General features: G+C 59.6%; 13 protein-coding genes. 3 read left to right on the top strand and 10 right to left on the bottom strand.

Annotated elements, in window-relative coordinates; translation table 11 throughout:
• Nucleotides 1-169: 169 nt before the first annotated feature.
• From guaA to PQR62_RS12775, 5 genes are all read right to left on the bottom strand, one after another.
• Complete coding sequence (gene guaA / locus PQR62_RS12795) at nucleotides 170-1,750, bottom strand: glutamine-hydrolyzing GMP synthase (protein WP_408158330.1); 1,581 nt, start codon at nucleotides 1,748-1,750, stop codon at nucleotides 170-172.
• A gap of 149 nt (nucleotides 1,751-1,899) precedes the next feature.
• Nucleotides 1,900-3,141, bottom strand: a complete 1,242-nt coding sequence (locus PQR62_RS12790) for a TCR/Tet family MFS transporter (protein ID WP_408158329.1) — start codon at nucleotides 3,139-3,141, stop codon at nucleotides 1,900-1,902.
• 3 nt (nucleotides 3,142-3,144) lie between these two features.
• On the bottom strand, nucleotides 3,145-4,605 hold the full coding sequence (guaB, locus tag PQR62_RS12785; protein WP_408158328.1) for an IMP dehydrogenase: 1,461 nt from the start codon (nucleotides 4,603-4,605) through the stop codon (nucleotides 3,145-3,147).
• Between the two features lie 190 nt (nucleotides 4,606-4,795).
• Nucleotides 4,796-5,110, bottom strand: coding sequence for an RnfH family protein (locus tag PQR62_RS12780; RefSeq protein WP_408158327.1), 315 nt, complete (start codon nucleotides 5,108-5,110; stop codon nucleotides 4,796-4,798).
• Entirely contained in the window at nucleotides 5,103-5,534 is a 432-nt protein-coding gene (locus PQR62_RS12775) for a type II toxin-antitoxin system RatA family toxin (protein WP_408158326.1), read from the bottom strand. Before PQR62_RS12775 ends, PQR62_RS12780 begins: the two co-directional genes overlap by 8 nt.
• Before the next feature lie 57 nt (nucleotides 5,535-5,591).
• On the opposite strand from PQR62_RS12775, the gene smpB reads away from it, so the two are divergent.
• A complete protein-coding gene (smpB, locus tag PQR62_RS12770; protein WP_408158325.1) occupies nucleotides 5,592-6,041 on the top strand; it encodes an SsrA-binding protein SmpB in 450 nt (149 codons plus the stop codon).
• Nucleotides 6,042-6,193: 152 nt separating this feature from the next.
• On the opposite strand, the gene PQR62_RS12765 is transcribed toward smpB, so the two are convergent.
• Both PQR62_RS12765 and PQR62_RS12760 read right to left on the bottom strand, forming a co-directional pair.
• Nucleotides 6,194-7,828, bottom strand: coding sequence for a tetratricopeptide repeat protein (locus tag PQR62_RS12765; protein WP_408158324.1), 1,635 nt, complete (start codon nucleotides 7,826-7,828; stop codon nucleotides 6,194-6,196).
• 52 nt (nucleotides 7,829-7,880) lie between these two features.
• Entirely contained in the window at nucleotides 7,881-8,603 is a 723-nt protein-coding gene (locus tag PQR62_RS12760; protein WP_408158323.1) for a hypothetical protein, read from the bottom strand.
• Between the two features lie 458 nt (nucleotides 8,604-9,061).
• On the opposite strand from PQR62_RS12760, the gene PQR62_RS12755 reads away from it, so the two are divergent.
• Together PQR62_RS12755 and PQR62_RS12750 are read left to right on the top strand one after the other, a co-directional pair.
• Nucleotides 9,062-9,751: a response regulator gene (locus PQR62_RS12755; protein WP_408158322.1), complete on the top strand. Its 690-nt coding sequence runs from the start codon at nucleotides 9,062-9,064 to the stop codon at nucleotides 9,749-9,751.
• A 1-nt stretch (nucleotide 9,752) separates the two neighbouring features.
• Nucleotides 9,753-11,219 carry an ATP-binding protein gene (locus tag PQR62_RS12750; protein ID WP_408158321.1) on the top strand — a complete coding sequence of 489 codons (1,467 nt, stop codon included), beginning with the start codon at nucleotides 9,753-9,755 and terminating at the stop codon, nucleotides 11,217-11,219.
• Nucleotides 11,220-11,338: 119 nt separating this feature from the next.
• On the opposite strand, the gene PQR62_RS12745 is transcribed toward PQR62_RS12750, so the two are convergent.
• The 3 genes from PQR62_RS12745 to PQR62_RS12735 form a co-directional block, all read right to left on the bottom strand.
• Nucleotides 11,339-12,637, bottom strand: a complete 1,299-nt coding sequence (locus PQR62_RS12745; protein WP_408158320.1) for a serine hydrolase domain-containing protein — start codon at nucleotides 12,635-12,637, stop codon at nucleotides 11,339-11,341.
• 118 nt (nucleotides 12,638-12,755) lie between these two features.
• Nucleotides 12,756-13,670 (bottom strand): SPFH domain-containing protein, encoded by a 915-nt coding sequence (locus PQR62_RS12740; protein WP_408158319.1) that lies wholly within the window; start codon nucleotides 13,668-13,670, stop codon nucleotides 12,756-12,758.
• A 95-nt stretch (nucleotides 13,671-13,765) separates the two neighbouring features.
• Entirely contained in the window at nucleotides 13,766-14,197 is a 432-nt protein-coding gene (locus PQR62_RS12735; RefSeq protein ID WP_408158318.1) for an NfeD family protein, read from the bottom strand.
• Nucleotides 14,198-14,485 lie beyond the last annotated feature (288 nt).

Here is a 14,485-nt window from a genome sequence, read left to right as displayed (position 1 = left end):
CGCCACCGCACCCAGCTCGTGCGCAGATGCTTGCCTACCATGCAGGAACGGCCAGGCGCCGCTTCTCCATCCAGTTGCTCAATCCAAAATACAAAGCCCTGTACAAACAGGGCTTTGATCGTGACTCAAGCAACGGGTCATGCTGAGAAATGCGTCCCCAAGGGGAAAATCATTCCCACTCAATCGTCGCAGGCGGCTTGCCCGAGATGTCGTAGACCACGCGGTTGATGCCGCGTACTTCGTTGATGATGCGGTTCGATACGTGGCCCAGCAGTTCGTGCGGCAGGTGCGCCCAGTGTGCGGTCATGAAGTCTTGCGTCTGCACTGCGCGCAAGGCCACCACGTATTCGTAGGTGCGGCCGTCGCCCATCACGCCCACCGACTTGACCGGCAGGAACACAGCGAACGCCTGGCTGGTCTTGTCGTACCAGCTCTGGCCGTCTTCGTCCTTGGTGTTGCGCAGTTCTTCGATGAAGATGGCATCGGCGCGACGCAGCAGATCCGCGAATTCCTTCTTCACTTCACCGAGGATGCGCACGCCCAGACCTGGGCCCGGGAATGGATGGCGATACACCATTTCATGCGGCAGACCGAGCGCCACGCCCAGCTCACGGACTTCATCCTTGAACAGTTCGCGCAGCGGTTCCAGCAGCTTCAGGTTCAGCGTCTCAGGCAGGCCGCCGACATTGTGGTGGCTCTTGATGGTGTGCGCGCCCTTCTTGCCCTTGCCGGCGCTTTCGATCACGTCCGGATAGATGGTGCCTTGCGCCAACCACTTGGCGCTCTTGAGCTTGGCCGATTCGACCTGGAACACTTCGACGAACTCGCGGCCGATGATCTTGCGTTTGGCTTCCGGATCGGTCACGCCGGCCAGATGGCCCATGAACTGATCGGTCGCATCGACATGGATCACCTTGACGCCGAGGTTCTTGCCGAACATCTCCATGACCATCTTGCCTTCGTCCAGGCGCAGCAGGCCGTGGTCGACGAACACACAGGTCAGCTGGTCGCCGATGGCGCGGTGGATCAGGGCCGCCGCCACGCTGCTGTCGACGCCGCCGGACAGGCCGAGAATCACTTCGTCGGTGCCGACCTGCTTGCGGATCGATTCGACGGCTTCGGAGATGTAGTCCGGCATGTTCCAGTCCGATTTGCAGCCGCAGATTTCGTGCACGAAGCGGCCCAGCATGGCCTTGCCTTGCAAGGTGTGGGTGACTTCAGGGTGAAACTGCACGGCGTAGAAACGACGCTCTTCGTCGGCCATGCCGGCGATCGGGCAGTTGCCGGTGGAAGCCATCAGCTTGAAGCCGGGCGGCATTTCATTGACCTTGTCGCCGTGGCTCATCCATACCTTGAGCATGCCGTGGCCTTGCGCATTGGTGAAGTCGCTGATGTTTTCCAGGAAGGCGGTGTGACCATGCGCGCGCAGTTCGGCGTAACCGAATTCGCGCAGATGGCCCATTTCAACCACGCCGCCCAGTTGCAGCGCCATGGCCTGCATGCCGTAGCAGATACCGAGCACCGGCACGCCCAGTTCGAACACCGATTGCGGCACGCGCGGTGTGTCGCCTTCGGTCACGCTGTTCGGTCCGCCCGACAGGATGATGCCGGCGGCGCCGTAGTTGCGCACGAACTCATCGCTGACGTCATAGGGAAAGACCTCGGAAAACACACCGGCTTCGCGCACGCGGCGTGCGATCAGCTGGGTAACCTGGGAACCGAAATCGAGAATCAGAATTTTTGAGTGCATGGCAGTGAGCGGTGGCTGTGTGAAGTCAGTCGGAAAAATAAAAATCGGTTCTTTGCAGTTCAGTCTCGAAACCTGTGCTGCGTTGATACTAAAAAATCGTGCCTGGCAAGGCGGCGATTGCCAGATGTTGCATGCTGCTGATTTGCTCGCTAAGCAGCCTTGAATTCTTTCCTGCCGCTCAAGCGCAGCGCCAGTAACCAGGCAATCGCCTGCAGCCCGGCGCAGACGAAAAATACGCTGCCGATGCGCCAGTCGGACTTGGGCAAATTGCTGACCTCGGCCAGCATCGGTGCGCCGATCAAAGGCGCCACAATCATGGTGACGCTATTGATGCTGGTCAGCGCGCCCATCATTACGCCCTGCTCTTTGGGATCAACTGCTTTTGAAATCAGTCCCTGAATCGCCGGTGCCGAAATCGCGGCCAGAAAATTGCCGAAGATGATGCAATACATGACCCAGCTTTGCTGCGCCAGACCATAACAGATGTAAGCCACGATGGCGGAACAAAAGCCGATCTGCATGGCCTTCATCTCGCCCCAGCGCCTGAGCAGCATGCCGAGCAGACCGCCCTGCACCACCGCTGAAACGACACCGGCCATGAATAAGGATGCGCCGTTTTCTTCCGGCCCCCAGCCGAAACGGAAGGTGCCATACAGCACCCAGACCGTGTACAGCACGAATTGCGCCAGCATGCTGAAGGCATACACGCCAACCAGACCGCCCACACCTTGCAGACGAGCCAGCCCGCGCAAGGCCGCAAACGGATTGGCATTGGCCAGTTTGAAACGGCTGCGGCGCTCTGCAGGCAGGGATTCCGGCAGTACAAAATAGCCGTAACACCAGTTGAGCGCAGCCAGGCCCGAGGCAAAAAAGAAGGGCAAACGCAAATCGACCACGGCCAGAAAGCCGCCGATCACCGGCCCCAGGATGAAGCCGACGCCGAAGGCGGCGCCGATCAGACCGAAACTTCTGGCGCGTTCTTCACCGCTGGTCACGTCTGCGATATAAGCATTGGCGACCGAGAAATTGGCCGCCGTGGCGCCGCCGATCACGCGCGCCAGCAAGATCACGGTGAGCGATGGCGCAAAGGCCAGCAGCAGAAAATCAAGACCGAGGCCGAACACCGAGATCAGGATCACCGGACGTCGCCCGAAACGATCCGACAAGGCGCCGAGCAAGGGTGCGCAGACAAACTGCATCAGACCGTAGACCGCGCTGAGCAGCCCATACCAATAGGATTGAGAAGCCGGATCCTGCGCAAACTGACCGACCAGCGCCGGCAATACCGGAATGATCAGCCCGAAGCCGAGGACGTCGAACAGTACCGTCACCAGAATGAAAGGCACTGCTGCCTGGCGCGAGGCCAGCGACGACTTCGGCAACCGGCTCATCAATTACTCTGCGCGATAGTTCGGCGCTTCCTTGGTGATCTGCACATCGTGCACGTGCGATTCGCGCATGCCGGCCGAGGTGATCTCGACGAACTCCGCCTTCTCGCGGAAATCGTCGATGGAACCGCAACCGCAGTAGCCCATCGAGGAGCGCACGCCGCCGACCAGCTGATACAGGATCGCCACCACGCTGCCCTTGTAGGCGACGCGGCCTTCGATGCCTTCCGGCACGAACTTGTCGGCGGTGTTGTCGCCGTCCTGGAAGTAGCGGTCGGCCGAACCGTCGGCCATTGCGCCCAGCGAGCCCATGCCGCGATACGACTTGTAGCTGCGACCTTGGTACAGAATCACTTCGCCCGGTGCTTCTTCAGTACCGGCGAACATGCTGCCCATCATCACGCTCGATGCGCCGGCTGCCAGTGCCTTGGCGACGTCGCCCGAGAAGCGGATGCCGCCGTCGGCGATGACCGGCACGCCGGTGCCGCGCAGTGCTTCAGCGACGTTTGCAATTGCAGTAATCTGCGGCACGCCGACGCCGGCCACGATACGGGTGGTGCAGATCGAGCCGGGACCGATACCGACCTTGACCGCATCCGCGCCGTGTTCGACCAGTGCCTTGGCCGCCGCCGCGGTGGCGATATTGCCGCCGATCACTTCCACGTGCGGGTAACGGGTCTTGACCCATTTGACGCGGTTCAGGACGCCGGACGAATGCCCGTGTGCGGTATCGACCACAATGACGTCGACGCCGGCGGCAACCAGCAGTTCGATGCGCTCATCATTATCAGGACCGACGCCGACCGCAGCGCCTACGCGCAGCTTGCCTTGTTCGTCCTTGCAGGCGAAAGGATGTTCGGTGGATTTCTGGATGTCTTTGACGGTGATCAGGCCGCGCAACTCGAAAGCATCGTTGACGACCATGACGCGTTCCAGGCGGTGCTTGTTCATCAGGCGCTTGGCTTCTTCCGGATCGGCGCCTTCCTTGACGTAGACCAGCTTGTCGCGCGGCGTCATCTTGGCGCGCACTTCGGCGTTCAAGTCTTCTTCAAACCGCAGATCGCGATTGGTGATGATGCCCAGCAGACTCTTGCCTTCAACCACCGGGAAGCCGCTGATGCCATGCTGTTGCGACAGAGCGATGACGTCGCGGATCTTCATGGTCGGCGGGATAGTGATCGGATCGCGCACCACGCCGGATTCGAAACGCTTGACCTTGGCGACTTCACGCGCCTGTTCTTTCGGCGTCAGATTCTTGTGAACGATACCAATGCCGCCTTCTTGCGCCATGGCAATGGCCAGGCCGGCTTCGGTCACGGTATCCATTGCCGCAGAGACGAGCGGAATGTTCAACGTGATCTTGCGGGTAAGGCGAGTCGTGAGCGAAGTATCTTTAGGGAGGATGTCCGAATGGGCCGGAACGAGCAGCACGTCATCGAATGTGAGTGCTTTTTGGAGAAGACGCATAGTGTTTCCTATAGGCGCAAAAGCGAATTATACAGAAAAGCTTTGCCTGCGTCTTGTTGCTGCTGAGTTTTACATGGCTACACGCGACAGCTGTGGCAAAGCCGCCGCATTTCTTCAGAAACGCGGCGTGAAGAGTTGGCGCACAGACAATGAGAACAGGCGCAACGCGCGAGCCTGAAGAGGCGCAGCCTCAGCCGCCCTGCTGAACGGGCCTGGCCGCCTTGTGCGTGACGCGGCGCCTGCGCGACTCCATCGGATCGGCAATCAGCGGGCGGTAGATTTCAATACGGTCCTGATCGCGCACCGGCGCATCCATCTCTTTCAGCTTGCCGTAGATGCCGACGCGGCAGCTGGTCAGATCGATGGCCGCATGTTCGCGCAGCAGTCCGCTCAGCATGATGGCCTGCTGCACCGTTGCGCCGGCCGGCACCAGCAGCTCGCGCACGACCTGCAGCTGAGGCGTGGCGTAGCAGATCCGGACTTGCAATTGGGCGGGTTCAGCCATATATCTGTTCGGCACGCTTGCAGAATGAATCCACGAAGCTGTTGGCGATCATGCTGAATACCGGACCGATGACCGACTCCAGAATCCGGCTGGAAAATTCATATTCCATATCGAACTCGATCTTGCAGGCGTCAGCCCGCAGCGGCTTGAAATTCCAGCGGCCCTCGAAATGCTTGAACGGCCCTTCCACCAGACGCATGGTCATGCTGGTCGGCGGCACATTGGTGTTCTGGGTGCTGAACGACTGCTTGAGGCCGTGATAATTGATCTTGAGCTTGGCGGTGAGCGTGCTCTCACCGCGTTCGCTGACTTCAACTCCGCCACACCAGGGCAGGAATTCAGGATAGTCTTCGACCTTGTCCACCAGCGCAAACATCTGTTCGGCGCTGTAGTTGATCAGGACGGTTTTGTGTACGACTGCCATTGAAGGTGGTCCGTTTGATAAAATCGCAAAGTTGAAATTTTAACCGACCACCATTAGATGAGCATTGTTGATAACAAAAAAGCCTTTTTCGATTACTTCATCGAAGAGCGATTCGAGGCAGGCATCGTCCTGGAAGGCTGGGAGGTCAAAGCGATCCGCGCCGGGCGCGCGCAGCTGAAAGAAGCCTATGTGATCGTGCGCGGCGGCGAAGTCTTCCTGTTCGGCTCGCATATCAGCGCGCTGACCAGCACCTCGACCCACGTCCATCCCGAAACCACGCGCACCCGCAAGCTGCTACTCAATGCGGCCGAAATCAGCAAGCTGATCGGCAAGGTCGAGCGCTCCGGCTACACGCTGGTGCCGCTGAACCTGCATTACAGCAAGGGCCGCGTCAAATGCGACATCGGCCTGGCCAAGGGCAAGAAGCAACACGACAAGCGCGAGACTGAAAAGGAACGCGACGGCAAGCGTGAAGTGCAGGCCGCCATGAAACAGCATCGCCGCTGATCTCAGCCCTACCAACTGATTGTGTTGCTCGCATCGATGCTGCGCTGAGATATCGACGTGTACGATATACGACTCAGCGCTTCAACACTGCCCAAAAATAAAATGGCTGCACAATGCAGCCATTTTTTATGGTGACGAAAGCGCTGCGGCAATCAGGCAACAGCAATCAGGCCGGCACAGTAATCGCGTACGGCGGCAACCACTGCCCCCCATTCTCCACGCTGACTCTGACGAAACAGGTGTGCCGAGGCATACCAATCTGTCGTGTGCGGCGCCACGCCCCAGCGCCATTCACCTTCCAGCCGCAGCATCAGACAAAGCGGTTTACCCAGCGCGCCGGCCAGATGGGCAATCGAGGTATCCACCGCGATCACCAGATCCAGATTGGCGAGCAGCGCCGCGGTCTGCGACCAGTCCTCCAGCGCAAAGGAATGCAGCGCCGGCAATTCTTCGGCCACCGCGACATCGGGCTCAGGCAATGATTGCTGCAGACTGATGAAATCGGCATCGAGATCGAACAGAGGCTGCAAGTGCGCCAGCCGCATGTCGCGGCTGTGATTCACGGTGCCGTACTGGCGCCCGGCCCAGGCCAGTCCGATGCGCAGGCGCGGCGCGGCCGAGGGCCTTTTTTCTGCAATCGCATCTTCCAGACGCTGCGCCCATTGTTCGCGCAAGACAGGATCGGCTGCCAGATAAGCAGCGCCACCCGCTGCGGCCGGCGCAAATTTTTCCAGCATCAGCGGCAGGCTGATCAGCGAACAATACAGATCATGCGGCGGCAATTCCTTGTCGTTGTCGATGAAGCGACAGCGCCCTTCCGCCACCGCCTGCACGCAGACCGACTCCAGCAGAGTTTTCAGCGAAGGCGGTACGCAGACGATGACCTGCGAGGCCATGGCAGCCACCAGCGGAATGTAACGGGCAAACTGCAGCGTATCGCCCAGGCCTTGCTCAGCCCACAGCAACACGGTCTTCTGATGCAGCGCCGCCATGTCTGCAAAACCAGCCTGCCATCGCGGACTGAGGCTGCGCAACTCGTTTTGCTTGAGCAAGGCGATATCGCGGCGCGCCTCATGCTCGCGCCAGCCTTCTTCATATTGACCGTGCATCAGCAGAATATGACCGCGCGCCACGCGCGCCTCCGCGAATTGCGGATACGCTGCCAGCGCCTGTTCATAAGCCGCCAGCGCATCCTGCATCCGGCCCATCTGACGCAATACGTTGCCGCGATTGAAGTGCAACAGGGGCTCGGAAAAGTCGGCGCCTTCAGCGGAGACGCGGACATAGCAAGCCAGCGCTTCTTCATGGCGGTTCAGATGCAGCAAGATGTCGGCTTGCAGATTGAGAACATCGAAATCACCGGCGCGCCCGGCATGAATGCCGGCCAGCCCGTCCAGCGCTTCGACATGGCGTCCCAGCGCATGCAAGGCTTGTGCACGCTGCAAAACGAAATGGGAAATATCGGATGTGTCGGTGGCAGTCCGCAGTTGCTGCTCGCACTGCTGCACCGCTGCCAGCAATGCGCGCTCACGCGCCCAGCCGGCCTCGGCCAGATCGGGCCGGGTATTGAGACAATGTTGATAGGCGGCTGCGGCTTCGGCGTAATGGCCCTGCTCTTGCAGCAGGCGGCCGCGCTGCATCTGCAGTGGAAAGAAATCCGGCTGCAGTGCAAGCCCCTCATCTGCACGTGCCAACGCCAGTTGCGTTTGCTGTGCCAGCCCGAGTGCGATGCTCTCGCACATCAGGCTCATCAATTGCTCAAGCCGAGCAGCGTCCGTCATGTTCATGACGGTCAGCTTAGCATGTCGCGCATCGGACAATGTATGCTGCGGCCCGACCTCAAGCAGTGGTATCAACCAGATTGCCGGTGGTCTTGCCGGAGTTCAGTTTGCTTTGCAGACTTTGTAGGAAGCTGGACAAGGAGGTCGTGCTGCCCGACACCCCCAGCGAACTCAGCAAGCTGCTGAAGCTGCTTTCCAGGCCGGACAAGCTGGAGTCGGAAGAGGATGAACTGTCCGAACTGCTGTCGTCTGAGCTGAGCTTGGAGATCAGGCTCTTCAGATCGGCCTCCAGACCGCCACCCGGCGGCGGACGACGTCCCGAAGTTGTATAGGACGTCGCGGTAGTGGTGTCGGTGCTATCCACTGCGCTAGTCGAATCACTGCTGTCGCTACTCGATGAGGAAGAGCTCGACGAGTCGGAACTCGATGCAGGGGGCGGCGGTGGTTTGCTGCCCTGGGCATGCAAGGCCGCCATCAGGCTTTGCAGGAAAGAGTCCAGCTTGGCATCCGTGTTGCTGCTAGACACTGCGCTGCTGGACGACAGTGAAATCGCGCTGGTGGCGCTGGTCGCGGTGCTATCCGAATCCAGCGAAACGCCAAGCGAAGAGAGAATATCCTTGAGTGCTCCCAGCAAGCCGCCACCCCCTCCGCCCGGTGGCGGTGGCGGCGGGCCGTCGCCCATGCGCACGGTAGCGCTGGAGGAATTGGCGCTGCTGACACCGCTCAGCGCGCTGAGGTCGGATAAACTGAAACTGCTGCTGGAAAGACTGCTGATGGCCATGATGAACTCCCGCTCTATCGCGCTATATATTGATGACTTTAGTGCGCCCCCGTTGGCGCTGCATGACTGAAACCGCCATGAAACTATCGTCAGTATCGGCGATAGCCGCATGTAAATTTCAGGTCGATTGAGTAAATTGGAGTAAAGTTTTGATCACAGTGCAAGCTGCGCGCGAAGCTTGCAGTGGCGAGCGTGGCGGCGATGTTGGCGATGCAAACATTGAATACAGACACAATTGCCGGCCCGACAAATTTTCTGCGCATTTCATTTCCTTGCAGAAAGATCAACGCGATGAGCGGAAATGAACCGGAATGTTCTGCAGCAGCAGGTAAATGAATGTAAAGATTGAATTGTAAAGACGCCTGAAACACCTCTGCAAAACATTTTGCGGCATATTTGCGGCTGGCGACGCCCGGCAGCCCTGATGTCCGAGCACATGTAGAAATGGAAGCACAGCGATGTCAAAAGTACTATTGATCGACGACGATGTTGAACTCGTCGACATGCTCAAGGAATATCTGGAGCAAGAAAAATTTGAAGTCAACGTGGCCTACGACGGCGAAGCCGGCGCAGCAGAAGCGCTGACCGGCAAATACGCCATCGCCGTGCTCGACGTGATGATGCCGCGCCTCAACGGCGTCGACACGCTGCGCCGCATTCGCGCCAAGAGCAGCATGCCGGTGGTGATGCTCACCGCCAAGGGCGACGACACCGACCGCATCATCGGCCTGGAGCTGGGCGCCGACGATTACGTCCCCAAGCCCTGCACGCCGCGCGAACTGGCGGCCCGCATTCGCGCCATCCTGCGCCGCTCCTCGAGTGAAAACAACGAACAGGCGCCCTACTCGCCACTGGCCGTCGGCGCCTTGTCGATGTGGCCGGAGCAACGCCGCGCCAGCTGGAGCGGCAAGCCGCTGGAATTGACCAGCAGCGAATTCAATCTGCTGGAAGTGCTGGCGCGCAATGCCGGCAAACCGGTGAGCAAGCAAAACCTGTCGGAACAAGGTCTGGGCCGTCCGCTGGCGCGCTTCGATCGCAACATCGATGTACACCTCTCCAGCATCCGTCAGAAAATCGCCGCACTCGGCAGCGACAAATCCTGCATCCAGACCGTCTATCGACTTGGCTACCAGTTCTTGAAGGAATAAAGTGGGTCGGCTATTCTGGAAATTCTTTTTCTTCATCGCAATCGCGCAAGTCACAGCCATCCTGGGCGTCGGGGTGATGGTGTCCATAGAAAATATGGAACGCAACCGCAGCTCCTCGGAAATCGATCTCAGCCCCCCGGCCTCGTTCATGATCCGTTCGGCCGCCGCCACCTTGCAGTTCGGCGGCGCCGAAGCTTTGCGCGGCCTGATCAATGAGGGCCGCCAGCGGCGTCAGCAGCTGTACGCGATTGACGAAGACAACAAGGATCTGATGGGTCGCCCGGTCAGCGCCAAGCTGGTCGAGGAAGCACGGCAACTCTTGCGCAATGAAAAGCGCCGGCATGCGGTGGAACAGGTCAAGCTGGCCGACGGCCGCAGCTATGTGCTGTTCATTCCCAATCCAAATGAAGACGGCCCGCCGGAAGGCCATAGCGGCACGCCGCGCCTGCGTGGCGCCGCCGACAATCCGGAAGACCGCGGCATGCGGCCGCCGGGCGGAGGTCGTCCGGAAGATCGCGGCTGGATGTTCCCGGTGCTGCCGATGGCGGCCTCGCTGTTCGCCAGCGTGGTGTTTGCTTTCTTGCTAGCCTGGTATTTCTCCTACCCGATCCGCAGCCTCAAAAATGCCTTCGCACAGGCCGCTTCCGGCAAGCTGGATATTCAGCTGGAACAGGTCATGAGCAAGCGCAGCGACGAACTGGCCGATCTCGGCCGCGACTTCGACAGCATGACTGCGCAGTTACGCATCCTGATGGAAAGCCAGCGGCGTCTGCTGCATGACGTGTCGCACGAACTGCGCTCGCCGATTGCACGGCTGCAGGTCGCGATCGGCCTGGCCCGAGTGCAACCGCCTGAAAAGCTGGATGCCACACTGGTGCGCATCGAGCGCGAAAGCGTGCGCATGGACAAGCTGGTCGGCGAACTGTTGACGCTGTCGCGGCTGGAAGCCAGCGTGACCGGTTCGATGGAAGAAAACATTTCCATGCAGCTGATGCTGGGCGACATGATCAATGACGCCCGCTTCGAGGCCGAAGCCAACGGCAAGCATGTGGAAGGCGTGGCCGATTGTCCGGTGGCGATCAAGGGCAATCCCGAGCTGCTGTATCGCGCGGTCGAAAATGTGGTGCGCAACGCCATCAAGCATACTGCGCCGGATACCACGGTGCAGATCCATACCCAGGTCGATTACATCAACAGCCTGCTGCATCTGTCGGTGCTGGATCGCGGGCCGGGCGTGCCGGAAGACGAACTGAAGATGATCTTCGAACTATTCTTCCGCAGCAGCCGCACCAAGACCAACAGCGACGGCCACGGCCTCGGTCTGAGTATTGCGCGCCGCATCGTGGAAGCGCATCACGGCTACATCAACGCCGCCAACCGCCTCGATGGCGGCCTGCGCGTAGATATCACGCTGCCCTTCCATATCTCGGACCTGGCACCGTCGCATGCGACCGGATCGGATGTGTGAGAGGCAAGTCTGAACTGCGTGGAACCTTGCGCTGCAAAGAAAAAAGCCGCCCTGTCATGACACAGGGCGGCTTTTTTTTACGTCTTCGCGCCAGACAGCTTTGTCCGGCGCCAAGCCGACTACTCTTTTGGAAGGGGCAAAGCTTTATCGATGATCGCGCTCATCAGATTGAGCTGCACCGCAGTCTGAAACGCCTGCAATTCGGGCAAGGCTTTTTCCGGCGGATAGGCAATCGGCAGGCGATTGAACAGCACTGCCCACGACCAGCCGTCATCGCGCGCCTGCAGGTAGCCATACGTGCCGCTGGTGAGCGCACCGCTATGCGAGATGATCTGCACGCCATCCATGGTGGTCACCACCCAGCCCAGGCCGTTATTGTTTTGCAGCATGCGCGGATTGCGCGCGCGCATCAGTTTGACGGTCTCCGGCCTGAGCAAGGCGACTGCGCCCTGGCTCCCCTGCCCACCCAGCGTGGCATTGACGAAGCGCACCAGATCGCTGGCGCTTGCCACCCAACCGCCGTGCGCATCCATGGTCTGCAAATGGAAGCCGAAATAAGACTCGGGCCCCATCTCGCCGTTGCCTTCCTGATCCGGCACTTGCGGCCAGCGCGGGTCGTCGTAGTACACCGCCTCATTGGCGACACGCTGCAGGCGCTTGTCATTGCCGATGGAAGCGCTGGTTACACCGGCCGGCTGGAATACCGCTTCGCGCACCGCCTGCTCGTAAGGCTTGCCGCTTTTGTATTCGATGATGCGGCCCAATACGTTGTAACCGAAATTACTGTAATGAAATTCAGTGCCGGGCGCCTCATCCAGCATGCGCTGCTGCAGCATGTAGGCGATCACGGTGCGCGCCGGGGCGGGTGCTTCAACGTTCATGGTCTTGGCAATGTCGACCAGATCGTATTGCGGATCGTAGTCGCTCGCGCCCCAGCCGGAGGTGTGCTGCAGCAAGTCGCGCAGAGTGATATCCAGCACACGCGGATCTTTGGGGTTGGCGAATTCCGGATGCGCAGCATCAGGCAGCAGGCCATCGGGGCCGAAGACCTTGCGCGACAGCGCTTGCGGCAATTCGTTTTCAAACAGCTTGAGCACCGCCACTGCCGTCACCGGTTTGGATATGCTGGCGATGCGATAGAGAGTCTGCGGCGTGGCGGGCGTACTGGTCTCGGTCACAGCCAGACCGTAGCCGCGCTGATAGACGAATTCACCGCGATAGGCCACCGCGATGGAGGCCCCGGGAATCTGGTATCTGGCGAACAACTGCTCCATTTGCGTATCGACGCGCCTGGCCAGCGCCTCGTCGTCGGCATGCGCCTCGCCATGACCCAGCGCACACAATGCCGCCACACTGAAAGCCACGATCGGCAAGGCGCGATGGCATTTTTGCGCCTGACGCCGGATTGCAGTCCACATTACATTTCCTTCACGTTCGAATTCATTTTTGCTATCCCAGGGCATGCGCACTTGGCAGATGCTCCGTGGTCGAAATCAGCGGCGAGCGGTGAGCGAAATCAACGAGCCCCTATCGGATTTACTTGGGTTGCGACTTCACCACCTGCATGGCGCTGGCGATCAGCGAACTCATGTCGCCCAGATTGGCCGGCACGATGATGGAGTTATTGGTCTTGGCCAGTTGCGCAAAGGCCGCCACGTATTGCTCAGCCACCTTCAGATTGACGGCGTCGGAACCGCCCGGCGCCTGAATCGCCGCAGCGGTCTTGCGAATCGCTTCGGCGCTGGCTTCGGCAATCTCCAGAATCGCCGCCGCCTGACCTTGCGCGCGATTGATCGAAGCCTGCTTCTCGCCTTCCGACTTGGCAATCGAGGCTTCGCGTTCACCTGTGGCGATATTGATCTGCTCCTGCTTGCGGCCTTCAGAGGCAGCAATCAGCGCGCGCTTCTCGCGCTCCGCGGTGATCTGCGCCTGCATCGCGTGCAGGATTTCTTTCGGTGGCGTCAGATCCTTGATTTCGTAGCGCAGGACTTTCACGCCCCAGTTCTCCGCCGATTCATCGATGGCGCTGACGATGGTGGTATTGATGTGATCGCGCTCTTCGAAAGTCTTGTCCAGCTCCATCTTGCCGATGACCGAACGCAAGGTGGTCTGCGCCAGCTGCGTGATCGCGGCGATGTAATTCGAGGAGCCGTAAGACGCGCGCATCGGATCGGTGATCTGGAAATACAGGATGCCGTCCACCTGCAGTTGTGTGTTGTCGCGCGTGATGCAAACCTGCGGCGGGACGTCGAGCGGGATTTCTTTCAGGATGTGTTTATAGGCGACCCGGTCGATGAAGGGCACCACAATATTCAGGCCCGGGCCGAGCGTTGCATGATATTTACCGAGACGCTCCACCACCCAGGCATGCTGCTGCGGCACCACCTTGACGGTCTTGATGACGAAGACGATGGCGATGAAAAAAATGATCAGGGTTACGCTGCCGAACATATTGCTCTCCTGTTGCTGTTGCGATTGATGCAGATAGGGATAAACCCGGATGGCGGATGGATGCCGATGAAGCAGCCTGCGGGCAAAATCGCTTACTAAGGCGCGACGATCAAACGGCTGCCGCGCACTTCGCGGATGACATATTGACCCGGCAAAGCGCTGATGCCGGGCACCAGTTCAACATCCCACATGGCCCCGCGATATTTGACGCGCGCGATATATACATCCCCTTGCGCTTGCCATTGATCGACATGCAGGCTCTGACCGATGTCGAGAATCACGTTTGGATCGGACGTGGCCTGACGCACACGGCGTCGGCCGAATCCACTGCGGCGCAAGGCGATGGTGGCGCCGATGCCGACCACGGCTGCGATCAGCAACTGCCACTCCAGCGACACTTGCAACAAGGCAGCGATACCACCTGCGACCAGCCCGAGCGCCAGCATCAGCAGATAGAACGTGCCGATGAAGAGCTCGGCGGCAATCAGCACGCCGGCCAGCACCAACCAAATAGCCCAGGCTGTCATATCGATTTTCCTTGTTCCTTTCGCGCGCGCAATTGCTTGCGCATCTCTGGTTTTTTGTTGTAGCTGGTGCTTGATGCGACTCGCTTTGGCCAGTACGTCACGCCATTTTCTGCGGCATTATTTGCGCTGTTCTTTACAGCTGCGGGAGCCTCTGCCTGAGGACTTCAGGTGTCTGGCCGCAGCTCCATATTCATGCAGATGGCTGTGATTTTTGGCGCTTGCCGTCCGCCTATGTCTTGCCAACGCCGGCATTCTGAAAAATTGCCAACATGCCTTTGCGGCAAGAGC

This window comes from Herbaspirillum lusitanum (genome assembly GCF_046025995.1).
Lineage (GTDB): Bacteria > Pseudomonadota > Gammaproteobacteria > Burkholderiales > Burkholderiaceae_D > Herbaspirillum > Herbaspirillum lusitanum_A.
Note: the sequence above shows the minus strand (reverse complement) of the source record. Positions and strands in the feature narration are given on the sequence as shown.

What these genes read in the sequence shown, in the direction of transcription:
- guaA (WP_408158330.1), bottom strand. Translation starts at nt 1,750, where the DNA reads ATGCACTCAAAAATTCTGATTCTCGATTTCGGTTCCCAGGTTACCCAG.
- PQR62_RS12790 (WP_408158329.1), bottom strand. Translation starts at nt 3,141, where the DNA reads ATGAGCCGGTTGCCGAAGTCGTCGCTGGCCTCGCGCCAGGCAGCAGTG.
- guaB (WP_408158328.1), bottom strand. Translation starts at nt 4,605, where the DNA reads ATGCGTCTTCTCCAAAAAGCACTCACATTCGATGACGTGCTGCTCGTT.
- PQR62_RS12780 (WP_408158327.1), bottom strand. Translation starts at nt 5,110, where the DNA reads ATGGCTGAACCCGCCCAATTGCAAGTCCGGATCTGCTACGCCACGCCT.
- PQR62_RS12775 (WP_408158326.1), bottom strand. Translation starts at nt 5,534, where the DNA reads ATGGCAGTCGTACACAAAACCGTCCTGATCAACTACAGCGCCGAACAG.
- smpB (WP_408158325.1), top strand. Translation starts at nt 5,592, where the DNA reads ATGAGCATTGTTGATAACAAAAAAGCCTTTTTCGATTACTTCATCGAA.
- PQR62_RS12765 (WP_408158324.1), bottom strand. Translation starts at nt 7,828, where the DNA reads ATGAACATGACGGACGCTGCTCGGCTTGAGCAATTGATGAGCCTGATG.
- PQR62_RS12760 (WP_408158323.1), bottom strand. Translation starts at nt 8,603, where the DNA reads ATGGCCATCAGCAGTCTTTCCAGCAGCAGTTTCAGTTTATCCGACCTC.
- PQR62_RS12755 (WP_408158322.1), top strand. Translation starts at nt 9,062, where the DNA reads ATGTCAAAAGTACTATTGATCGACGACGATGTTGAACTCGTCGACATG.
- PQR62_RS12745 (WP_408158320.1), bottom strand. Translation starts at nt 12,637, where the DNA reads ATGTGGACTGCAATCCGGCGTCAGGCGCAAAAATGCCATCGCGCCTTG.
- PQR62_RS12740 (WP_408158319.1), bottom strand. Translation starts at nt 13,670, where the DNA reads ATGTTCGGCAGCGTAACCCTGATCATTTTTTTCATCGCCATCGTCTTC.
- PQR62_RS12735 (WP_408158318.1), bottom strand. Translation starts at nt 14,197, where the DNA reads ATGACAGCCTGGGCTATTTGGTTGGTGCTGGCCGGCGTGCTGATTGCC.